The sequence below is a fragment of the Kitasatospora sp. NPDC028961 genome, assembly GCF_055564815.1.
Genome location: NZ_JBVHVO010000001.1, coordinates 287,482 through 307,684, shown reverse-complemented (window position 1 = coordinate 307,684; position 20,203 = coordinate 287,482). Strand labels below are relative to the sequence as shown.

Genomic DNA, 20,203 nt, shown 5'->3' with positions numbered 1-20,203 from the left:
CGTCCCGCACCCCGCGACCCGTGTGGACACCGCCCTCCGGCCACCTCCGGAGGGCGGTCCGCGCATGCACCGGTACCCCCGTTCGGGTGCCGGCGTACTCCAGATGATGATCATTTAGTACCTTCGCAGCCGTCCGGCACTAATCTGCTGACTACGGCCGCAGTCCGTGGCGTACGCCGCCCACCCAGGCCGTTTCCGTCACCCGATCCCCGCCCTGGCACGAGGGGGAGACAAACCGTGAGCATGTTGACTCCCCAAGGCCTGAAGGGGAAGCAGTACCGCGTCACCGGCAACAGCTATCCACGGCTGGGCCGGCCGCCGAAGAAGAGCCGCAAGGTCCTCGCCCTGATCGGCTCACTGCTCGCCCTGGCCCTGATCGGCCTCGGCGGCGTGCAGCTCTGGGACATCTTCACCGGCAAGGGCAAGAACGCCTCCGCCCAGGCCTGCGCGTCGCCCTCGGGCAAACCGCTGGCCGCCCCCACCCCGGACGGCTCGGCCCCGCCCTCCGGCGCCCCCACCGATCCGAACGCCATCCCGCAGCCGGCCTCGATCACGGTGAACGTCTACAACGCCACCGCCAAGTCCGGGCTGGCCGCGCGGACCGCCGAGCAGCTGAAGAAGCGCGGCTTCACCATCGGCAAGGTCGGCAACGCGCCCGCCGAGCTGGACAAGAAGGTGCCCGGCACCGCCCAGGTGGTCGCCGGCCCGGCCGGCGCCGGGGCGTCCACCCTGCTCGGCTCCCAGATCGCCGGGGCCCTCACCACGGCGGACGCCCGGACCGACACCACCGTCGACTTCGTGATCGGCGACAGCTACAACGCCCTGCTGGACGAGACCCAGGCCGCCGCCGCGCTGGCTCTGGCGACCAAACCCACCCCGACCCCGAGCACCACCGGCAGCTGCTGAGCCGGCCCCCGGGCACAACGGAGCCCCCCGGCACCGCCGGGGGGCTCCGTTCGTCCGTTCGTGGCGCGCGGGCTCAGCCCGCGGTGCCGTACAGGCGGTCGCCCGCGTCGCCGAGGCCGGGGACGATGTAGCCGTTCTCGTTCAGCCGCTCGTCGACGGCGGCGGTCACCACGGTGACGGGCAGCCCGGCCAGTTCCTTCTCCATCACCGCGACGCCCTCGGGCGCGGCCAGCAGCACCACGGCGGTGACGTCGGTGGCGCCCCGCTCGATCAGCATCCTGATCGCGGCGACCAGCGTGCCGCCGGTGGCCAGCATCGGGTCGAGCACGTAGACCTGGCGGCCGGAGAGGTCGTCCGGCATCCGGGTGGCGTAGGTGGAGGCCTCCAGGGTCTCCTCGTTGCGCACCATGCCGAGGAAGCCCACCTCGGCGGTCGGCAGCAGCCGGGTCATCCCGTCCAGCATGCCCAGGCCGGCCCGCAGGATCGGGACGACCAGCGGCCGGGGGTAGCTCAGCCGGGTGCCGGTGGTGACCGCCACGGGGGTGGTGATCTCCACCTCCTCGGTGCGGACGTCCCTCGTCGCCTCGTACGCGAGGAGGGTCACCAGCTCGTCGGTCAGGCGACGGAAGGTCGGCGAGTCGGTGCGCTCGTCGCGCAGGGTGGAGAGCTTGTGGGCGACCAGGGGGTGGTCGACGACGTGGATCCGCATACGTCGAGGTTAGCCCGGCCCCGGACGCCCGTACGCCACCCGGTGGCCCACCGGGCCGGCGCCGCGTCCCGGCGCGGAGCCGACCGGGGTCACCCAGCGGTGACGCGCCGTGACGCACCGCGAATGTCGGGGCGGAACGTCCTCCTGTGGTATCAATCCGGCCGATCTGGGAAAGTCAGGTCCTATGACGAGCAACCCGAAGAACGGGGACGGCTCGGCGGACGGGTCCACGGGCCCGTCGGGCGGGCGCTCGGGCCTGCCCCCGGACCACCCGGAGACCGAGGCGGAGCGCCGCAAACGGCGGACGGTGTTCCTGCGCGAACTCGCCGAGGCGCGCGAACTGCGGGAGCGGGTCCAGCCCCGGCGCACCAAGGAGCGCCGGATGCGCGAAGCGATGCGGATGCGAACCTTCCGGTTCTGACGGGCCCGCGGCGCGCCCACGGGGATCCGACGGCGCGCACCCGGCGCACCCGGCGCCCGTTCACCGGCTCCGGGCCGGCCCTTCCGACACGACCTGCAAAGACGCGCTGCCGAACACTCCCCGCAAAGCCGGGCTTTCTGTCACGATTCCGAGGGGACGGTCCGAACAGCGGGCCGCCTCTGGCGCGGGGGCGGCCAGATTCCGCGTTGCCCGGAGCGCCGAGCCGAGACCGATGATCTTGGGAGTGTCCCTGGTGGCGTACTTCGCTGCAGTGCTTGCTCGCACCGAGGACGGGTGGGATGTGAGCGAGACGGAACTCGACGACGTCGAAACCCTGGCGGACCTGGCCGATCTGGCCCGCGAAGCCGCCCAGGACGACGACAGCGTCCTGGTCTTCATCGAACAGGAGGACGTCTGGTTCGCCATCGTCCGGGTCGACGGTGAGGAGGACCCGCGGATCTTCGTGTCGGACGGCGCCGCCGCCGCCCGCAGCAGCTACGGCTCCGTCCTCACCGACGAGCTGGTCGACCAGGCCGGCGAGAGCGAGTTCGGCGACCTCGACGACCTGGTCGCCGAGCTGGAGGACGAGGAGGCGCAGGCCTCGGCCGGGCCGGAGGACGAGGACGGCGACGCGGACGCCCGCGGCGGCGTCCCGGTCGGCCCGCTCGGCGACGCCCACCTGCTCACCGAGTTCGGCCTGCCGTCCGAGGAGCTGCTCGCCCTCAGCGGCGAGGGCGCGGTGCCGGGCGACGCCCTGGAGGAGATCGCCGAGGCCCTCGGCTGCGGCGAGGTCCTGGAGGCCGTCCGGTAACGGGCCGGTGCCCCTCGCCGGATGCCGGACACTGGATGCCATGCAGTCCGCGTCCACCCGCCAGATAGCCCCGCTCCCCGCCCCCGTCCGCCCCGACCCGGTCCGCGACCGCTGGGCGGCGCCGATGCGCCTCGCCATCGCCGAGGCCGCCCTGGCGCCGGCCACCGGGGACGTCCCGGTCGGGGCGCTCGTCCTGGGCCCGGACGGCGAGGTGATCGGTCGCGGCCACAACGCGCGCGAGGCGGTCGGCGACCCGACCGCCCACGCCGAGGTGGTCGCCGTCCGGGAGGCCGCCGCCGCGCTCGGGGAGTGGCGGCTCGTCGGCTGCACCCTCGTCGTCACCCTGGAGCCCTGCACCATGTGCGCGGGCGCCCTCGTGCTCTCCCGGATCGACCGGGTGGTCTACGGTGCCCTCGACGAGAGGGCCGGCGCCGCCGGCTCGCTCTTCGACGTGATGCGCGACCGCCGGCTCAACCACCGCCCCGAGGTGATCCCGGGCGTCCTCGCCGACGAGTGCGGCGAGCAGCTCCGCGCGTTCTTCGAGAACCACCGCTGAACGCGGCCGCCGGCCGCCGTCCCGATACGGATTTCGTGACCTCGCCACCCGTCCGGTAGAGTTCCCCTCGGTAGCGTGTCCGAGCGGCCAAAGGAGCACGCCTCGAAAGCGTGTGTGGGGGCAACTTCACCGTGGGTTCGAATCCCACCGCTACCGCCAGCAGCACGAGGGCCCCGACCGGGAACGGTCGGGGCCCTCGTCGTTCCCGCGCACCCTCGGGCGCGGAAGGGCTCCGCACCCGGGGCCGATGACCACCAACGCCCGGCGAGTACGGAGCCTGGAGGGGGAGCGGCTCGGGGGACCAACCGCTCCCCCGGCGGAGTCCCACAACCGGCGCCGCGTCGGGGGGAAGTCACGGCGACCGGTCCCACAGCGGGGAGCTCCGGATCCACGTGCCGGGGGATTCCTGCCAGATCCGCGGCACACCACCCATCCTGCGCGACGGTCCGCGCCCGGGCACCCGGAGAAAGGCCCCACTCCCGGGGACCTTCGTCCCGCCGGGTGAACGCGTCGCACACTTGATGGGCCGTCCGGTGGATAAGCTGCGCTCTGCAGAGGGCCGCTCGGGGACCGAATGGCGGCGGCCCACAGCAGGGAGGAAGGTCACCGGATGGCGCAGGCGAAGAAGATCGGCATGGTCCTCCTGCTCATCTTCGTGCTCTACACGATCATCACCTCGCCCGCCCGCGCGGCCGAGCTGGTCCAGCTGGGGTTCGAGGGCATCTCGAACGCCGCCAAGGCGGTCGGCACCTTCATGACCGGGCTGGTGAAGTAGCGGACCAGGGGGCGGTCCTCCGGCCCCGGCGGCTCCGGCTACGGTGTGCGGGACCCTCAGTCCCCCGTCCGCGAGGAGCGGCATCGTGATCCGGCACCTGGTCCTGTTCAAGCTCAACGAAGGCGTCAGCAAGGACGACGAGCGGGCGCTCGCCGGCGCCGAGGCCTTCGAGGCGCTCGGCCCGGTCATCCCCGAGCTGCGCGAGTGGGAGTGCGGCTGGAACACCACCGAGCGCGACATCGCCCACGACTACGCGATCAACAGCCTGGTCGAGGACCGTGCGGCGCTGCAGGCCTACCTCACCCACCCGGCCCACCAGGCCGCGGCCGGTCAGTGGCGGGAGTTCGCCACCTGGGTGATCGCCGACATCGAGGTCTGACCCCGGACCGTCCCCCGGACGGCCGCAGGCGCCCCGCCCGGGTCCCGGGCGGGGCGCCTTGCGCTGTCCGGAAACCGCCCCCCGGCCCCGCGCCACCCGGGGGGGCCGGGTGGCGCACCGGCGCAGCACCAACACACCTCCCCTCGGTACTTGCCCGACCTGCGCCCGGCTTGTGATGCTATGACCGGTTTTGCCGGACACGGCGAGGTGGTGAATCGAGCCGCGACACCCGATCCGCAAGTCCCACCGTTTGTCGACTTTGGGAGGGGTGACGTGTCCGTGCGGACACCAGGGAGTGCGCCGGACACCGGCACCGGCCAAGCCGCCGGGCAGATCACCGCGGAGACCGTCGTCCAGGCCGTCGTCCAGACCGCCGGACCGACCACCGCCCAGGCCCAGGCCCCGACGCAGGCCCAAGCCCAGGCGCAGGCTCCGGCCCAGGCGCAGGCCCCGGCCCAGGCGCAGGCCCCGGCCCAGGCCCCGACGCAGGCCGCCGCACCGGACGCCGGTCGCCCGGCGCCCCCGCCCGGGGACGAGGTCCTGGCCACCGTCATCGGCCCGGCCGGCGAGCTCCGCCCGGACGGCCTGCGCGGCCCCGGCGGCCGCCCGGTGGTGGACGTCCGGACGCTCACCCGGGTGCTGTTCGAGCGGCTCGCCGAACTGCCCCCGGACGCCCCCGAGCGGGAGCGGGTCCGGGCGGCGCTGATCGAGGTCAACATCCCGCTGGTGCGCTACGCGGCCACCCGCTTCCGCAGCCGCAGCGAGCCGATGGAGGACGTCGTCCAGGTCGGCACGATCGGCCTGATCAACGCGATCGACCGGTTCGACCCGAACCGCGGCGTGCAGTTCCCGACCTACGCGCTGCCGACCATCCTGGGCGAGATCAAGCGCTACTTCCGCGACAACGTCCGCACCATGCACGTCCCGCGCCGGCTCCAGGAGCTCTGGGTCCAGGTCAGCGGCGCGATGGAGGAGCTGACGGTGGTGCACGGACGGGCCCCCAAGGTGCCCGAGATCGCCGCCAGCCTGCGCATCCCGGAGGAGGACGTCCGGGCCTGCCTGGACGCCGGCCGGGCCTACAACGCGGCCTCCCTGGAGGCGGCCCAGGAGCACGAGGGCGGGCTCGCCCTGCTCGACCGGCTCGGCTACGAGGACTCGGCACTGGCCGAGGTCGAGCACCGGGACATGGTCCGCCACCTGCTGGTCCAGCTGCCCGAGCGGGAGCGGCGGATCGTCATGCTGCGGTTCTTCGCCAACCTGACGCAGTCCCAGATCAGCACCGAGCTGGGAATGTCGCAGATGCACGTCTCGCGCCTGCTCTCGCGGATCCTGACCAGGCTTCGGACCGGCAATTCCTGGGAAGACTGACCGTCACAATCACGGACAGAACACCGCGAACCACTGGGCCCGCCCGGGATTGCTGCGCGTTACCGCCGCGTGACGTCTTGCGACCTTCGGGTTTGCCGGGGACTGTGTTCCGGTATGCAGGGGGAGGGCGTCCTCGGGAACCACCGCGCGACGGAATCCGTTCAACTGTCAGTCACAAGGGGGTGGGTGCATGTCCGGAGACCTGGGCACTGCGGAGATCCACGCTGGTCAGGCCCATGGCACCGCGGTCGCCGTCGACCGGATCCCGCTCCAGCGGGGCCCGGACGCACCGTCCGTCGCCGAGATCGACCCCGCGCCGGCCGCGGAGGCCGCCGCCGCGCCGCAGGCGCCGCCGGGCCCCGGGCTGGACACCCGGACGCTCTCGCGCTCGCTCTTCCAGCGGCTCGCCGCCCTGGAGGCCGACAGCGCGGAGCACACCTACGTCCGTGACACCCTGATCGAGCTCAACCTGCCGCTGGTCCGGTACGCCTCCGCGCGCTTCCGCAGCCGCAACGAGCCGATGGAGGACATCGTCCAGGTCGGCACGATCGGCCTGATCAAGGCGATCGACCGGTTCGACCCGAACCGCGGGGTGGAGTTCCCCACCTTCGCGATGCCGACCGTGGTCGGCGAGATCAAGCGCTTCTTCCGGGACACCAGCTGGTCGGTCCGGGTGCCCCGGCGACTGCAGGAACTGCGGCTGGCGCTCACCAAGGCCGGTGACGACCTGGCCCAGAAGCTGGACCGCTCCCCCACCGTCGCTGAGCTGGCCGTCTGCCTCGGCGTCAGCGAGGAGGACGTGGTCGAGGGGCTCGCGGTGGGCAACGCCTACACCGCCAGCTCCCTGGACTCCAGCCCCGGCGAGGAGGACGGCGACGGCCCGCTGGCCGAGCGGCTCGGCTACGAGGACCTCGCGCTGGAGGGCGTGGAGTACCGCGAGTCGCTGAAGCCGCTGCTGGCCAAGCTCCCGCCGCGCGAGCGCCGGATCATCATGCTGCGGTTCTTCGGCAACCTCACCCAGTCGCAGATCGGCGAGGAGATCGGCATCTCCCAGATGCACGTCTCCCGGCTGCTGACCAGGACCCTCACACAGCTGCGCGAGGGCCTGATCAGCGAGGGGTGAGCCGGGGCCCGGACCGGGCCGGGGCGACTCAGGGTACGAGCAGGTTGGCCCGCAGGCCCGCCAGCACGGCGTCGTCCAGGCCCAGGCCGTCCCGCCAGAACGACGCGAAGTCGGGCCAGCCGGCCTCGACCTCCTCGAAGGCCGCCTCCAGGTAGTCGCGCTCCGCCCGGAACACCGGGAGCAGCAGCTCCGGCTCCTGCATCAGACCGCGGGTGCCGAAGCTGTCCACGATGGTCTCGACGATCGCGGCGGAGCGCTCGTTGGTGAGCAGGTAGTCGGCGAAGACCGTCTCGCGGTCCACCCCGAGGGCGGTGAGCAGGACGGCGGCCGTCCACCCGGTGCGGTCCTTGCCGGCCGAACAGTGGAACAGCAGCGGCGCGCCGTCCGGCGCGGCCAGCAGGCGCAGCACGGTGGCGAACCGCTCGCGGGCCACCGGGTCGGTCACGAACCACCGGTAGAGGCCGGTCATCATCGCGGCGGCCCGGCCGTCACCGAGCAGGGCGCGCTGCTTCTCCGGGCTGCGGTCGGCCAGGGCGTCGCGCAGCGCGACGTAGATGTCGAAATCCGCGGCGAAGACCGGCAGGTGGTGCAGGGTCACGCCGTCCGGGGCGGTGCGCTCGACGGTGATGGGCGCGGCGGACAGCTCGGCGGCGGCGATCACGGCCACCGGCAGGCCGCGAACCCGGTCGGGGCCTGCCTCGCGGACCTCGTCGAGGCTGCGCAGGTCGACGACCTGGCGCAGGCCGAGCGCCGCGAGCAGGTCGAGGTCCTCGTCGGTGAGGCGGTTGAGGCCGTCGCTGCGCAGCACGGCGCCGTGCTTCAGCACCCGTCCGTCGGCCGTCCGGTAGCCACCGAGGTCGCGGGCGTTGACGGCGCCCCGCAGGCCGAGGCTCCGGGCCTGCTGGGCGGCTTCCGGAGCGGGCTCCAGGACCTCTTCCCGGGCACCGTCCCGGTCGCCCTCCACCGACGTCCCCACGGCATTCCGCAGGGCCTCGATTGCGGCGGTCTCGGTCTGCTGCTCGGTCACGCGGCGGCCTCCATTGGATATTCGAGCGGTGCCGTGGCACAACCCGACGCGATATTGCATGAACCTGCCCGACGGAACAGGGGGATGTGCAAGAGTGTCATGCGCAACGCCGCCAGTGTAGGGCGCGGCATACATGTCATCACCGCACGGTCGGTGAGCAGCGGTAACGCTCCGGCGCCGTTTTTAATTCTCAATTCATTATTTGCGCAACAGGCGCTCTTCCGGTCACAATCAGCGCCTTCATGGCATCGCCATGAACGTTGGTAACAGATTCGCTGCACTCCTGCCCATTTGGTCCCAATCGGTGCGGAGTCTCCACCAGGATGGGCGCCGGGCAGCCTGCTGCCCGCGAACAGCGACCGGGCAGGCGAGCGTCGAGCAGCGAAAGCGCCCTGCCCAGGGGAGGAACACACATGGGTCGAGCGACCCGAAGAGTTGCCGCCTGCGCGGCAGCAGTCCTGCTGGCCGGCGGCCTGCAGTCATCCCTCGCACACGGTGCCACCGCAGCACCCAGGATCGACCTCACGGTCCTGGTGATCAGCGACGGCGGCCCCGCCTCGGCGGCCATCGCGGCCGAGCTGAAGAGCCAGGGCACCCCGTACAAGTTGGTCGACCTCAACGACGCCGGACGCCCGGTGATCAATGCGGCCTTCCTCAGCGACAGCCTCAACGGCCAGCCGCGCGGCAAGTTCCAGGGCATCGTGCTGCCCAACGACAACCCGTTCGCGGCCGGCTCCGCCGAGATGGCCGCGATCGCCGCCTACGAGGCGGCGTTCGGCGTGCGCCAGGTCGACGCGTACACCTACGCCAGGCCGGAGGTCGGCCTGAACTACGCCGCCGACCCGGGTTACATGGGCAGCCTCGACGGCTTCCAGGGTCAGGTCTCCACGGCCGGTCTCGCGGGTCCGTTCGGCTACCTCAAGGGCAGCGTCCCGTTCGAGGACAACGACCCGGCGGTCGGCGAGAGCTACGGCTTCCTCGCCACCCCGCTGACCACCCTGCCGGCCGGTGCGAGCTTCACCCCGCTGGTCGAGACGACCATCCCGGGCACCACCACCAAGGGCTCGCTGGTCGGCGAGTACAGCCACGACGGCCGCAAGGAGCTGGTCGTCACCTTCGTCTACAACCAGTACCAGCAGCAGTACCGCCTGCTGGCGCGCGGCATAGTCGACTGGATAACCCAGGGCGTCCACCTCGGCTACGACCGCAACTACTTCGCGGCCCACGTGGACGACGTCTTCCTGGCGGACGACCGCTGGGACACCGTGCTGAAGTGCACCCCCGGTGACGTCACCTGCCCGCCCGGCACCCCGGAGACGGCCGACCCGATCCGGATGACGGTCGCCGACGCGCAGTACGCCAAGCAGTGGCAGACCGCCAACAACTTCACCATGGACATGGTGTTCAACGGCGGCGGCAGCGAGGACTGGAAGGCCGACCACTCCGTCACCACCGACCCGGTGGTGGACCAGATGGTCGCCGACCAGACCAGCTACCGGTGGGTCAACCACACCTACACCCACCCGTACCTGGGCTGCCTCCAGGACGTCTCGGTGGTGCCGTGGAAGTGCACCAAGGACACCGCCGGCAACACCGTCTGGGTCGACCAGGCCACCATCACGTCCCAGATCAAGAACAACATCGACTGGGCCGCGGCGCGCAACCTGCACATCGACAAGACCGAGCTGGTCACCGGTGAGCACTCGGGCCTGCTGACCGCTCCGCAGGAGACCAGCGACAACCCGTACCTGGCTCCCTCGCTGGTCGCCAACGGCGTGAAGTGGACGGCCAGCGACGCCTCCCGCGAGACCGGCCAGCGGGCCGTCGGCTCGTCGGTGCTGACCGTGCCGCGGTACCCGATGAACGTCTTCTACAACGCCGCCACGGCGAAGGAGGAGACGGACGAGTACAACTGGATCTACACCAGCGTGGCCAACGGCGGCAGCGGGGTCTGCGAGAACAACGCCAACTCCACCTGCCTGCCGACGCCGCTGGACGTGAACACCGGCTACCAGTCGTACATCGTGCCGCTGGAGGCCCGGATCGACCTCGGCCACGTGCTGAGCAACGACCCGCGACCGCACTTCATCCACCAGTCGAACCTGTCCGAGGACCGGATCGTCTACCCGGTGCTGGAGAAGGTCCTCTCCACCTACCGCGCGCTGCACGCCGACAACGCGCCGATCGTGAACCTGGCACAGAAGGACCTCGGCGCCGAGTTCCAGCGCCGCGCGGCCTGGAACGCGGCGCTCACCGCCGGCCAGGTCACCGCCTACCGGGTCGGCGACACCGTCACGGTGAGCGCTCCGGCCGGCGTCCAGGTGCAGGCCACCATGCCGACCGGCACCACCCAGAAGCTCGCGATCGGCTCGGGTGCGTTCGGCACCGCCTACGCCGGTACGCTGTCCGGCTGGGTGAAGCCCGGAGCGCTCCAGAGCAGCGTCCAGCTCAAGCTGGCCGCGGCGGTCACCCCGGCGGCTCCGGCCGCCGCGCCGAACACCGCCAAGACGCTGACCGCTCCGGCGCCGGCCGACAAGAAGATCGTGCCCCAGGGCACCGCCGACGCCGTCCCGGCCGGCCCGGGCGACACCGCCCGGACCGACGCCCCGACGCTGGTCCCCGGTAGCGGGGTCCCGGTGCCGGGCAAGGGCGTCACGGCCGGCAAGAGCAGCACCAAGGGCAACGCCAAGGGCGGCGCCCAGACCGGCAAGGCCTCCGGGGGGAAGGCCGACCCGACCAAGAAGACCGCCGGCCAGTCCGGCACCCGCTAACAGGTGACACCGGTGGTGGGACGGGCGACGGCCCGCCCCACCACCGGCCACCGGGCCCGGCCGTCCAGGCCGGCCGCTTGACGCAAGGACAGGAGGGGGGACAGGAATGCGCGTCACCCTGCTCACCGAGGGGACGTACCCGCACCAGCACGGCGGCGTGAGCGTCTGGTGCGACCAGCTCGTCCAGGGCATGCCGGACGTCGACTTCGACGTCATCGCCGTCACCGGGACCGGCCACGAACCGCTGGCCTGGGAGCTGCCCGCCAACGTGCGGTCCGTCACGACCGCACCGCTCTGGGGCCCTGCCGCCGACGGCAGAGCACCCCGCGGCCGCGAGATGCGCCGCTTCCTCAACGCGTACGAGCGCTTCCTGCACTCCATCCTGGACCCCGTCTACACCACCCACTTCGGCACCGAGCTGTACGGCTTCGCCGACCTCGCCCGGCGCGGGCTGCTCAGCCCGGCGCTGCGCAGCGAGCGCGCCCTGCGCACCCTCCAGCACGTCTGGACCCGCGACTACCTCTCCACCGGCGTCTCCCGGCCTACCCTCCACGACGCGCTCAACGCCACCGACCTGCTGGAGCACGCGCTGCGCCCGCTGTCGGTCGAGCCGCCCCAGGACGGCGTCGCGCACGCGGCGAGCGGCGGCCTCGCCACCCTGCCCGGGCTGATCGCCTCGCAGCAGTACGGCGTACCGTTTCTCCTCACCGAGCACGGCATCTACCTGCGCGAGCGCTACCTCGGCTACCGCACCGGCCCCTACCGCTGGCCGGTCAAGGCGCTGCTGCTGGGCTTCTACCGGATGCTCGCCGAGGAGAGCTACCGGCGGGCTGCGCTGGTCACCCCCGGCAACCGGTACAACCGGCGCTGGGAGGAGCGCGGCGGCACGCCGTCCGCGCACATCCGGACCGTCTACAACGGCGTGGACCCGGCGGCCTTCCCGCCCGCCGGGCCGGAGCCCGAGACGCCCACCCTCAGCTGGGCCGGCCGGGTCGACCCGATCAAGGACCTGGAGACGCTGATCCGCGCCTTCGCGATCGTCCGCGACGAGATACCCGACGCGCGGCTGCGGCTGTTCGGCGGCACGCCCAAGGGCGGCGAGGCCTACCGCGACCGCTGCATAGCCCTGGCCGCCGAGCTCGGCGTCGCCGACTCGGTGGCCTTCGAAGGCCGCGTCGCGGACATCACCGACGCGTACGCGGCGGGGAACGTGGTGATGCTCTCCAGCATCAGCGAGGGCTTCCCGTTCACCCTGATCGAAGCGATGTCCTGCGGCCGCTCCACGGTCTCGACCGACGTGGGCGGCGTGCGCGAGGCCGTCGGCGACACCGGTCTGGTCGTCCCGCCGCGCGAACCCGAACCGATGGCGGCCGCCGCCGTCGAGCTGCTGCGCGACCCGGAGCGCCGGGCCCGGCTCGGCGAGCAGGCCCGGCTGCGGGTGATCGAGCAGTTCACGCTCCGCCAGAACATCGACGGCTTCCGCGGCATCTACACCGAGCTGCTGGGCACCTCCCGCTGGCTGCCGAACGGCGTCGTCGCCGTCACCGACGGCGCGTCCGGCGCGGACTGGGACGACCCGGTGCCCCTCGAAGCGGCCGCCGAGCGAAGCGAGGTGGGCGCGTGAACGACCGCAGGGAGCGAACCATCACAAGCCGCGCGTCCCGCGAAGCGGCTGCCGAGCGAAGCGAGGTGGGCGCATGAGCGGCCCGCTCCGCCTGGTGCCCGACGAGGCCGGCCCCGACTGGGCCGAGCAGACCGTACAGCTGCGCACCCTCCCGAGGGGGCGCCGCCGGCCCGTACTGCCCGCGCAGCGGCCCGTTCCCGAGCCCGAGGAGCAGCTGGAGCTCTCCCCGGACCCGCTGGACGAGCTCGCCGAGCGGCTCGCCGACGTCTGCGCCGACGCCGTCCACCCCTACGAGATCGCGGCCTTCCTGGAGTCCGACGGCCTCTCCGACGAGCAGGCCGGGCTGCTGTACGGCCGCCCCGACGCGTTCACCGTCGCCGAGGAGCTGTTCGAGAAGGTCGAGCGCCGCTACCCGGGCCCGAGCTCCGAGTTCGCCAACCCCTGGCGGGCCGACCCCTGGCGGTGCGTCGTGCGCGGCCTGGTGTTCGCCCTGCCCGGCCTCGGCTACCTGCTCGGCGCCAACCTGTTCGCGGCCACCCGGATGCGCTTCGGCCTCCCCTCGGGGATGCTCGCGCTCTCCGTCGCCACCCTGGTCAGCTGGTCGTGGAACCAGGCGCTGGCGCACCGCTCGTACGCCTGGCTGGGCCGCGGCCGGCGGCGTGCGGCCGGCGTCTGCCTGGCGGTCGGCGCACCGCTGGGCGCACTGGTCGCCGCCGTCGCCGGGTACGTGATCGGCGGTCCGCTCGGTGCCCTCTGCTTCGCCGCCGGGCAGTCCGGCTACCTGGCGGCGGCCACCGTCCTGCTGGTGCTCGGGCGGGAGAAGTTCCTGCTGGTGGCACTGGCACCGTCGGCGATCGGGGCCGGCGTGGTGCTGGCCGTGGACGTGCCGCAACTCGTCCGGACGGTCGTGCTGCTGGCCTCGCTCGCGCTCGCGGTGGGCCTGGCCGGCCGGGAGATCGTCCGCTGTCTGCGCAGCGAGCAGGACGCCACGGTGCTCAGGCTCCCGCTCCGCAAGGAGGTGCCGCACCTGCTGTTCGGCCTGGCCGTCGGCACCCTCACCATGATCGCCGGCCTCGGCACGACCGTCCACCAGGCGGTCCGCACCGGGGCCGCGGAAGGCGCGTCCGCCAGCCCGACGGGGCCGGCCATGATCGCGCTGACGCTCAGCCTCGGGCTCGCCGAGTGGCTGCTGTTCCGCTACCGGGCGATGGCCGTGGCCGGACTGCGGACCAGCCACACCCCGGCCGCGTTCGCCCGCCGCACCGCCGGCGTGCTGCTCGGCTGCCTGTTCATCTACCTCACCACCGTGGCCGCGCTGGACGCCGCCGCCACCGTGCTCTGGCCCGGCGCCCCGGCGCTCGGGGTCCCGGAGCTCGGTGCGCTGCTGCTGCTCGGCGGCTCCCTCTGGCTGGCGCTGCTGCTGAACGCCTTCGGGTTCAGCTGGAGCACCGCCCTGATCTGTCTGGCAGCCGCGGGCGCCGAGTGCGCCGGACTGCTGACCGGTGTCGACCCGACCGTCCTGCAGCTGATCGGCTGCGGGGCCGCGGCCGCGGTCCTCACCGCCATCGCCGGGCCCGTGCTCGGCCGCACCACCAGGCACCGCTGAACCACCCCAGTGCTGGGTCACCACCGTTCCGCGCCCAGCCGTCCCCACCCGTACCAGAGCAGAAAGCGAACTACCGGATGAGCAACGTCGCCGTTACCGGAGCCGAGGGCTTCATCGGCTCCCACCTCGTCGAGACCCTGGTCGCGGACGGCCATCAGGTCCGCGCCATGGTGCAGTACAACTCCTTCTCCTCCTTCGGATGGCTGGAGACCCTCCCCAAGGAGGTGCTGGACTCCGTCGAGATCGTCCTCGGCGACGTCCGGGACCCGGGCTCCGTCACCGGCCTGGTCAAGGGCTCCGAGGCGGTCTACCACCTGGCCGCCCTGATCGCGATCCCGTACTCCTACCGGGCTCCGCACTCCTACGTCGACACCAACGTCACCGGCACCCTCAACGTGCTGGAGGCGGTGCGCCACCTCGACGTGCCGCGCCTGGTGCACACCTCCACCAGCGAGACCTACGGGACCGCGCAGACCGTGCCGATCACCGAGGACCACCCGATCAACACCCAGTCCCCGTACGCCGCCTCCAAGGCCGGCGGGGACCGGCTCGCCGACAGCTACTACGCGAGCTTCGAGACCCCGGTCGTCACGCTGCGCCCGTTCAACACCTTCGGCCCGCGCCAGTCGATGCGCGCCGTCATCCCCACCGTGATCGCCCAGGTGGCCGCCGGCGAGCGCGAGATCACCCTGGGCGACCTGCGCCCGACCCGTGACTTCACCTTCGTGAAGGACACCGCCAACGCCTTCCGCACGGTCGGCACCGCCCCGGCCGAGACCGTGGTCGGCAGGACCTTCAACGCCGGCACCGGCGGCGAGATCTCGGTCGGCGACCTGGTCGTCCTGATCGGCAAGCTGATGGGCGCCGACCTCACGGTGAAGGAGGACGAGCAGCGCATCCGTCCGGCCAACTCCGAGGTGATGCGCCTGGTCGCGGACGCGACCCGGCTGCGCACGGCCACCGGCTGGGCCCCCGAGTACTCCCTGGAGCAGGGCCTTGAGCAGACCATCGAGTTCTTCCGCGACCCCGCCAACCTGGCGCGCTACAAGACCGACATCTACAACGTCTGACCTGCCGCACCTCACTGGCAGCACCGGCAACCACAAGGCTCCTGTCGCACCATACTTCCGTGGGGGAAACACCATGCACGCAGTGATCCTGGCCGGTGGCAAGGGCGTTCGCCTTCGTCCCTACACCACCGCCCTCCCCAAGCCGCTCGTCCCGATCGGCGACCAGCACGCGATCCTGGAGATCGTGATGCGCCAGCTCGCCGCGGCGGGCTTCACCTCCGTCACCCTGGCCATCGGCCACCTCGGCCACATCATCCGCGCCTACGTCGGCAACGGCTCCCAGTGGGGGCTCCGGGTCGGCTACGCCGTCGAGGACAGCCCGCTCGGCACCATGGGCCCGCTGCTCACCATGCAGGACCGGCTGCCCGAGCACTTCCTGGTGATGAACGGCGACATCCTCACCGACCTGGACTTCGCCGGGGTGCTCAAGCACCACGAGTCCTCCGGGGCGCCGCTCACCATCGCCACCTACGCCCGCCAGGTCAGGATCGACTTCGGTGTGCTGACCAGCGAGTCCGGCTCGATCACCGGCTTCCAGGAGAAGCCGACCATCGACTACCGGGTCTCGATGGGTGTCTACGGCGTGTCGCGCTCGGCGCTCGCCGCCTACACCCCGGGCCTGCCGCTGGGCTTCGACGAGCTGGTGCTCGACCTGCTCGCCGCGCAGACCCCGCCGGCCGCCTACGAGTTCGGCGGCTACTGGCTCGACATCGGCCGCCCGGACGACTACGACCGGGCCAACGCCGAGTTCGCGCTCAACCGATCGGTGCTGCTCCCCGGCGAGCCCGAGGGCCTGTACGCCGTGCCGAACAGCCCGGGAGCGGCGGTCCCGGCCGCCCGCACCGCGGCGGACGCCGCCGACGGGCAGCCGACGGCCTCCGCCGCGACGGGCCCCGAGAACGACGGACGGGCCGCGTGAGAATCTTGCTGCTCGGCGTGGACGGCTTCCTCGGCCGGCACGCCGCCACCGTCCTGCGGTCACTGCCCGGAGCCACCGTGCTGACCGCCGGGCGGCGGCCCGACCACGACCTGCGCCTGGACCTCGCCACCGCGCAGGCCGGTCCGCTCGGCGAGGAGCTGGCCGCGCTCGCCCCGGACGCGGTGGTGAACTTCGCCGGCGCGGTGTCCGGCAGCGCGGTCACGCTCGCCGAGGTCAACGCGCGCGGCCCGGCCGTGCTCTGCGAGGCCCTGGCCCAGGGCGCGCCGAAGGCCCGGCTGGTGCACATCGGCTCGGCCGGCGAGTACGGCGTCTGCGAGCCCGGCAGCTCCCTCGCCGAGGACGCCGACGCCCGCCCGGTCGGCGTCTACGGCGCGACCAAGCTGGCCGGCTCCCTCGCGGTGGCCGGCTCGCCGCTGGACGCCGTGGTGCTGCGGGTGTTCAACCCGGTCGGACCGGGCGCACCGGCCGGCTCGCTGCCCGGCCGGCTCGCCGCCGAGCTGCGCCGGGCCGCGCCGCAGGGTGCCGACGGCGTGGTGGAGGTCGGGGACCTCTCGGCCCACCGCGACTTCGTCGACGCCCGGGACGTCGCCCGCGCGGTCGGCCTGGCCGTCGCCGCCGAGCACCCGCTGCCCCGGGTGCTCAACCTCGCCTCCGGGCGGGCGAAGCCGGTCCGGGCGATCGCGGACGGCCTGGCCGCCGCGGCCGGGTTCACCGGCCGGATCGACGAGAGCGGCGCCGGCTCCGAGCGCTCGGCCGCCGTCTCCTGGCAGCAGGCCGAGGTCTCGGCCGCCGCCCGGGAGCTCGGCTGGCACCCGGAGACGGACCTCGCCGACACCCTGCGCGACCTCTGGCTCAGCACCGATCCCCTGGTCACCGGATGACCGGCGCGAGCCCTGTCGACGGCCGCCTGCTGGTGCCGCTGTACGTCCACCCCGCGGTGGACCCGGCGGCCTGGCAGGCGGTCGCCGCCGCCGACCCGGGCCGGATCGCCGCCGTCGTGCTGAACCTGGCCGACGGCCCCGGCGCCGTCCCCGACAACGTCTTCGCCGAGGCCGCCGACGAGCTGCGCAAGGCGGGCCTCCCGCTGCTCGGCTACGCCGACACCGACTACGGCCGACGACCCCACGCCGCCGTGGTCGACGACATCCTGACCTACCGTCAGCGACACGGCATCACCGGCGTCTACCTCGACCAGGTCGCCACCCACCCGGGTGCGCTGGCGCACTACCGGCGGCTCGCCACCGCGGCCCGCGCCGCCGGTTGCGCGACCGTGGTGTTCGGCCACGGCGACCACCCCGATCCCGGCTACGCCGAGGTCGGACTCGCCGACCTGCTCGTCACCTTCGAAGGGGACTGGGAGGCGTACCGCGCGATGACCCTGCCGGTCTGGACCGGCCGGCACGCCGCCGCCCGGTTCTGCCACCTGGTGTACGACGTCCCCGCCGAGGAGGCCGGGGAGGCCGCCGCGCTGATCACCGCCCGCCGGGCCGGCGTCGGCTGCGCGGTCCCGGGCGCCGGGGAGAACCCCTGGAGCACCCTGCCGCACGCCCTGGCCGTCACCGAACCGACCTGACCCCACCCGGAGTTCGAGTACCGTGACCCGTCCCACCCGGTCCCTGCTGGCCGCCCTCGCCCTGACCACCGCCCTGGTGCTGACCTCGTGCAGCAGCTCGGGCCAGGAGGACGAGGACGACACCTCGGCCGACGCCACCGGCTCCCAGCCGCCCGCGGCCACCGCCGCACCCGTCCCGGGCACCCCGTCCGCACCCGCGACGACCGACCCCGGGACACCGAGCACCCCCGGCACCCCGGCGCCCGCGACCACCCCGGGCACGCCGAGCGACCCGGGAACACCGGGCACGCCGCCGGCCCCGGGCACCCCCTCGGTGCCCGGCACCCCGGGCACGCCGGCGCAGCCCGCCGGCGCCCGCTGGCAGCCCACCCCCGGCCTCGCCTGGCAGTGGCAACTCGGCGGCGGGGTCGACCAGTCGGTGGACGTCCCGGTCTACGACGTGGACGGCTTCGAGACCGACGCCGCCGTGGTCGCCGCCCTGCACGCCAAGGGCCGGAAGGTGATCTGCTACATCAACGCCGGATCCTGGGAGGACTTCCGCCCCGACGCCGCCGCCTTCACCAAGGCCCTCCAGGGCTCCGGCAACGGCTGGAAGGGCGAGAAGTGGTTCGACATCCGCAAGCTGGACCAGCTGAAGCCGCTGATGGCGGCCCGTTTCGACATGTGCCGGAGCAAGGGCTTCGACGCCGTCGAACCGGACACCATCGAGGCCTACAACCAGAACAGCGGCTTCCCGCTGACCGCCGAGGACCAGCTGCGGTACAACCGCATGCTGGCCTCGCTCGCCCATGAGCGCGGCATGGCGATCGGCCTGAAGAACGACCTGGACCAGATCCCCGCCCTGCTGCCCGACTTCGACTTCGCCGTGAACGAGGAGTGCGCGCAGTTCGACGAGTGCGCCCGGCTCTCGCCCTTCATCCAGGCGGGCAAGGCGGTCTTCCACGTCGAGTACAAGCTCGGCACGGAGAAGTTCTGTGCCCGGACCAAGTCGCTGGGCCTCAGCTCCATGCAGAAGAAGTTGGAGCTGGACGCCTGGCGGAAGCCCTGCTGAGGCCCCGTCGGGGCAGCAGGGCGTACCGGCCCGCCAGGCACTCCGTCGGACGGATTACTTGACAGCCAGCCAGATGACGGCGCCCACCACGACCAGCGCGACGACGGCGATCACGGCGATCAGGCCGGTCCGGTTGCCGCCGCTGCTGCTGCCATAGGTGGAGACGGAGCCCGGAGCCTGGGGTGCCGGGGTCTCGTCGACGAACGCCCGGAACATCTGGGTGTTGCCGGCGGGGTCGTAGTCGTTGTCAGCCATGGCACGGACTCTAACGAATCCGCCGACCCCGCCGACACCCCGGACCCTCCTCGGGCGCCCCGCCCCGCCCGACGGCCCGGGCGGGGCGGGCGAGTACGACAGGCACGTGAACTCTGCCGCGACCACGGAATGCCGGTCCGGGCGATCCGGTTGACTCGGGTCATGACCGGAATCCACAGTGACGCCCCCGGCCGGGTCCGGCTCGGCACCTCCGACCTCGCCGTCCACCCGCTCTCCCTGGGCGGCAACGTCTTCGGCTGGACGGCCGACGAACAGCAGTCGTTCGCCGTCCTGGACGCCTACACCGCCGCCGGCGGCAACTTCGTCGACACCGCCGACACCTACTCCTCCTGGGTGCCCGGCAACACCGGCGGCGAGTCCGAGAGCATCATCGGCGACTGGCTGCGCAGCCGCGGCAATCGCGACGACCTGGTGATCGCCACCAAGGTCGGCCTCCACCCCGAGGCGCGCGGCCTGGGCGCGGCCACCATCAAGTCCTCGGTCGAGGGCTCACTGCGCCGGCTCGGCATCGAGCACATCGACCTCTACTACACCCACCAGGACGACGACACCCCGGTGGAGGAGTTCATCACCGCCCTGGACGAGCTGGTGAAGGAGGGCAAGGTCCGCGAGATCGCCGCCTCCAACATCGGCGCCGAGCGGCTCGCCGAGGCGCTGGCCTTCTCCGAGCGCGAGGGCCTGGCCGCCTACGTCGCCGTCCAGCCGCACTACAACGTGGTCTCCCGCGCCACCTTCGAGGGCCCGCTCGCCGACGTGGTCGCCGCGCACGGCCTGGCCACGGTGCCCTACTACGCCCTCGCCTCCGGCTTCCTGACCGGCAAGTACCGGCTCGGCGGCGGCGAGGTGGCCAGCGCCCGCTCCGAGGGCGCCTCCCGCTACCTGGCCGACCCGCGCGGCCCCAAGGTGCTGGAGGCGCTGGACACCGTCGCCGCCGAGCACGAGGCGGAGCCCGCCACGGTGGCCCTGGCCTGGCTGACCACCCGCCCGACGGTCGCCGCGCCGATCGCCAGCGCCCGCCGGGTCGAGCAGCTGCCGCCGCTGCTGGCCGCCGCCTCGCTGCGCCTCACCCCGGAGCAGCTCGCCCTGCTGGACGCCGCCTCCGCCTGACCCCGGTGCGGGGGGGGGGGGGGGGGGGGGGGGGGGAGGGGGGGGGGGGGGGGGGGGGGGGGGGGGGGGGGGGGGGGAGGGAGGGAGGGGGGGGGGGGAGGGGGTGGGGG

The 20,203-nt window shown here is 73.0% G+C and carries 19 protein-coding genes, 1 tRNA gene and 1 pseudogene; 18 read left to right on the top strand and 3 right to left on the bottom strand.

Going from position 1 to position 20,203, the window contains the following annotated elements:
- Positions 1–243 precede the first annotated feature (243 nt).
- Positions 244–906 (top strand): LytR C-terminal domain-containing protein, encoded by a 663-nt coding sequence (locus ACZ4UX_RS01365; protein WP_465704794.1) that lies wholly within the window; start codon positions 244–246, stop codon positions 904–906.
- A gap of 73 nt (positions 907–979) precedes the next feature.
- Here ACZ4UX_RS01365 and upp read toward each other — a convergent pair whose 3' ends face one another.
- The gene (upp, locus tag ACZ4UX_RS01360; RefSeq protein ID WP_329488640.1) at positions 980–1,615 is read right to left on the bottom strand and encodes a uracil phosphoribosyltransferase; all 636 of its coding nucleotides are present in this window, start codon (positions 1,613–1,615) and stop codon (positions 980–982) included.
- Between the two features lie 184 nt (positions 1,616–1,799).
- Here upp and ACZ4UX_RS01355 point away from each other — a divergent pair, with 184 nt between their 5' ends.
- The 8 genes from ACZ4UX_RS01355 (at position 1,800) to ACZ4UX_RS01320 (ending at position 7,048) form a co-directional block, all read left to right on the top strand.
- Positions 1,800–2,036, top strand: coding sequence for a hypothetical protein (locus tag ACZ4UX_RS01355; RefSeq protein WP_329488641.1), 237 nt, complete (start codon positions 1,800–1,802; stop codon positions 2,034–2,036).
- A 232-nt stretch (positions 2,037–2,268) separates the two neighbouring features.
- Positions 2,269–2,847, top strand: a complete 579-nt coding sequence (locus tag ACZ4UX_RS01350) for a tRNA adenosine deaminase-associated protein (protein WP_465704792.1) — start codon at positions 2,269–2,271, stop codon at positions 2,845–2,847.
- Positions 2,848–2,887: 40 nt separating this feature from the next.
- Positions 2,888–3,403 carry a tRNA adenosine(34) deaminase TadA gene (gene tadA / locus ACZ4UX_RS01345; RefSeq protein WP_465704790.1) on the top strand — a complete coding sequence of 172 codons (516 nt, stop codon included), beginning with the start codon at positions 2,888–2,890 and terminating at the stop codon, positions 3,401–3,403.
- 69 nt (positions 3,404–3,472) lie between these two features.
- Positions 3,473–3,562, top strand: a tRNA-Ser gene (locus ACZ4UX_RS01340).
- A gap of 451 nt (positions 3,563–4,013) precedes the next feature.
- Positions 4,014–4,178, top strand: coding sequence for a hypothetical protein (locus tag ACZ4UX_RS01335; protein WP_199926184.1), 165 nt, complete (start codon positions 4,014–4,016; stop codon positions 4,176–4,178).
- A gap of 85 nt (positions 4,179–4,263) precedes the next feature.
- Entirely contained in the window at positions 4,264–4,557 is a 294-nt protein-coding gene (locus ACZ4UX_RS01330; RefSeq protein ID WP_329488644.1) for a Dabb family protein, read from the top strand.
- A gap of 273 nt (positions 4,558–4,830) precedes the next feature.
- Positions 4,831–5,925, top strand: a complete 1,095-nt coding sequence (locus ACZ4UX_RS01325) for an RNA polymerase sigma factor SigF (RefSeq protein WP_465704788.1) — start codon at positions 4,831–4,833, stop codon at positions 5,923–5,925.
- A gap of 190 nt (positions 5,926–6,115) precedes the next feature.
- On the top strand, positions 6,116–7,048 hold the full coding sequence (locus ACZ4UX_RS01320; protein ID WP_465704786.1) for an RNA polymerase sigma factor SigF: 933 nt from the start codon (positions 6,116–6,118) through the stop codon (positions 7,046–7,048).
- Positions 7,049–7,076: 28 nt separating this feature from the next.
- Here the strand turns inward: ACZ4UX_RS01320 and ACZ4UX_RS01315 are convergent, their stop codons facing one another.
- The gene (locus ACZ4UX_RS01315; RefSeq protein WP_329488646.1) at positions 7,077–8,075 is read right to left on the bottom strand and encodes a tyrosine-protein phosphatase; all 999 of its coding nucleotides are present in this window, start codon (positions 8,073–8,075) and stop codon (positions 7,077–7,079) included.
- 413 nt (positions 8,076–8,488) lie between these two features.
- Here ACZ4UX_RS01315 and ACZ4UX_RS01310 point away from each other — a divergent pair, with 413 nt between their 5' ends.
- The 8 genes and pseudogenes from ACZ4UX_RS01310 to ACZ4UX_RS01275 all read left to right on the top strand — a co-directional run bounded on the left by ACZ4UX_RS01310 (position 8,489) and on the right by ACZ4UX_RS01275 (position 18,710).
- Positions 8,489–10,846: a hypothetical protein gene (locus ACZ4UX_RS01310; RefSeq protein ID WP_465704784.1), complete on the top strand. Its 2,358-nt coding sequence runs from the start codon at positions 8,489–8,491 to the stop codon at positions 10,844–10,846.
- A 106-nt stretch (positions 10,847–10,952) separates the two neighbouring features.
- On the top strand, positions 10,953–12,470 hold the full coding sequence (gene pelF, locus ACZ4UX_RS01305; protein WP_465704782.1) for a GT4 family glycosyltransferase PelF: 1,518 nt from the start codon (positions 10,953–10,955) through the stop codon (positions 12,468–12,470).
- Positions 12,471–12,543: 73 nt separating this feature from the next.
- Positions 12,544–14,076: a hypothetical protein gene (locus ACZ4UX_RS01300; RefSeq protein WP_465704780.1), complete on the top strand. Its 1,533-nt coding sequence runs from the start codon at positions 12,544–12,546 to the stop codon at positions 14,074–14,076.
- A gap of 77 nt (positions 14,077–14,153) precedes the next feature.
- Positions 14,154–15,146 (top strand): GDP-mannose 4,6-dehydratase, encoded by a 993-nt coding sequence (locus ACZ4UX_RS01295; RefSeq protein WP_465704778.1) that lies wholly within the window; start codon positions 14,154–14,156, stop codon positions 15,144–15,146.
- A gap of 73 nt (positions 15,147–15,219) precedes the next feature.
- Positions 15,220–15,927: pseudogene (locus ACZ4UX_RS01290) on the top strand (nucleotidyltransferase family protein); the annotation flags it as partial.
- Positions 15,928–16,061: 134 nt separating this feature from the next.
- On the top strand, positions 16,062–16,967 hold the full coding sequence (locus ACZ4UX_RS01285; protein WP_359804075.1) for an NAD-dependent epimerase/dehydratase family protein: 906 nt from the start codon (positions 16,062–16,064) through the stop codon (positions 16,965–16,967).
- Positions 16,964–17,659, top strand: a complete 696-nt coding sequence (locus tag ACZ4UX_RS01280; RefSeq protein WP_329488652.1) for a spherulation-specific family 4 protein — start codon at positions 16,964–16,966, stop codon at positions 17,657–17,659. The genes ACZ4UX_RS01285 and ACZ4UX_RS01280 overlap by 4 nt, the downstream gene beginning before the upstream one ends.
- 22 nt (positions 17,660–17,681) lie before the next feature.
- On the top strand, positions 17,682–18,710 hold the full coding sequence (locus tag ACZ4UX_RS01275; RefSeq protein ID WP_465704775.1) for an endo alpha-1,4 polygalactosaminidase: 1,029 nt from the start codon (positions 17,682–17,684) through the stop codon (positions 18,708–18,710).
- A gap of 54 nt (positions 18,711–18,764) precedes the next feature.
- On the opposite strand, the gene ACZ4UX_RS01270 is transcribed toward ACZ4UX_RS01275, so the two are convergent.
- Positions 18,765–18,965, bottom strand: coding sequence for a hypothetical protein (locus tag ACZ4UX_RS01270; RefSeq protein ID WP_329488653.1), 201 nt, complete (start codon positions 18,963–18,965; stop codon positions 18,765–18,767).
- A 162-nt stretch (positions 18,966–19,127) separates the two neighbouring features.
- Between ACZ4UX_RS01270 and ACZ4UX_RS01265 the strand changes: the two genes are divergently transcribed.
- Positions 19,128–20,093: an aldo/keto reductase gene (locus ACZ4UX_RS01265; protein ID WP_465704773.1), complete on the top strand. Its 966-nt coding sequence runs from the start codon at positions 19,128–19,130 to the stop codon at positions 20,091–20,093.
- Positions 20,094–20,203 lie beyond the last annotated feature (110 nt).

Excerpts from the sequence above, each read along its gene's own strand:
- ACZ4UX_RS01365 (WP_465704794.1), top strand. The coding sequence starts at position 244 with ATGTTGACTCCCCAAGGCCTGAAGGGGAAGCAGTACCGCGTCACCGGC.
- upp (WP_329488640.1), bottom strand. The coding sequence starts at position 1,615 with ATGCGGATCCACGTCGTCGACCACCCCCTGGTCGCCCACAAGCTCTCC.
- ACZ4UX_RS01355 (WP_329488641.1), top strand. The coding sequence starts at position 1,800 with ATGACGAGCAACCCGAAGAACGGGGACGGCTCGGCGGACGGGTCCACG.
- ACZ4UX_RS01350 (WP_465704792.1), top strand. The coding sequence starts at position 2,269 with ATGATCTTGGGAGTGTCCCTGGTGGCGTACTTCGCTGCAGTGCTTGCT.
- tadA (WP_465704790.1), top strand. The coding sequence starts at position 2,888 with ATGCAGTCCGCGTCCACCCGCCAGATAGCCCCGCTCCCCGCCCCCGTC.
- ACZ4UX_RS01335 (WP_199926184.1), top strand. The coding sequence starts at position 4,014 with ATGGCGCAGGCGAAGAAGATCGGCATGGTCCTCCTGCTCATCTTCGTG.
- ACZ4UX_RS01320 (WP_465704786.1), top strand. The coding sequence starts at position 6,116 with ATGTCCGGAGACCTGGGCACTGCGGAGATCCACGCTGGTCAGGCCCAT.
- ACZ4UX_RS01310 (WP_465704784.1), top strand. The coding sequence starts at position 8,489 with ATGGGTCGAGCGACCCGAAGAGTTGCCGCCTGCGCGGCAGCAGTCCTG.
- pelF (WP_465704782.1), top strand. The coding sequence starts at position 10,953 with ATGCGCGTCACCCTGCTCACCGAGGGGACGTACCCGCACCAGCACGGC.
- ACZ4UX_RS01300 (WP_465704780.1), top strand. The coding sequence starts at position 12,544 with ATGAGCGGCCCGCTCCGCCTGGTGCCCGACGAGGCCGGCCCCGACTGG.
- ACZ4UX_RS01295 (WP_465704778.1), top strand. The coding sequence starts at position 14,154 with ATGAGCAACGTCGCCGTTACCGGAGCCGAGGGCTTCATCGGCTCCCAC.
- ACZ4UX_RS01280 (WP_329488652.1), top strand. The coding sequence starts at position 16,964 with ATGACCGGCGCGAGCCCTGTCGACGGCCGCCTGCTGGTGCCGCTGTAC.
- ACZ4UX_RS01270 (WP_329488653.1), bottom strand. The coding sequence starts at position 18,965 with ATGGCTGACAACGACTACGACCCCGCCGGCAACACCCAGATGTTCCGG.
- ACZ4UX_RS01265 (WP_465704773.1), top strand. The coding sequence starts at position 19,128 with ATGACCGGAATCCACAGTGACGCCCCCGGCCGGGTCCGGCTCGGCACC.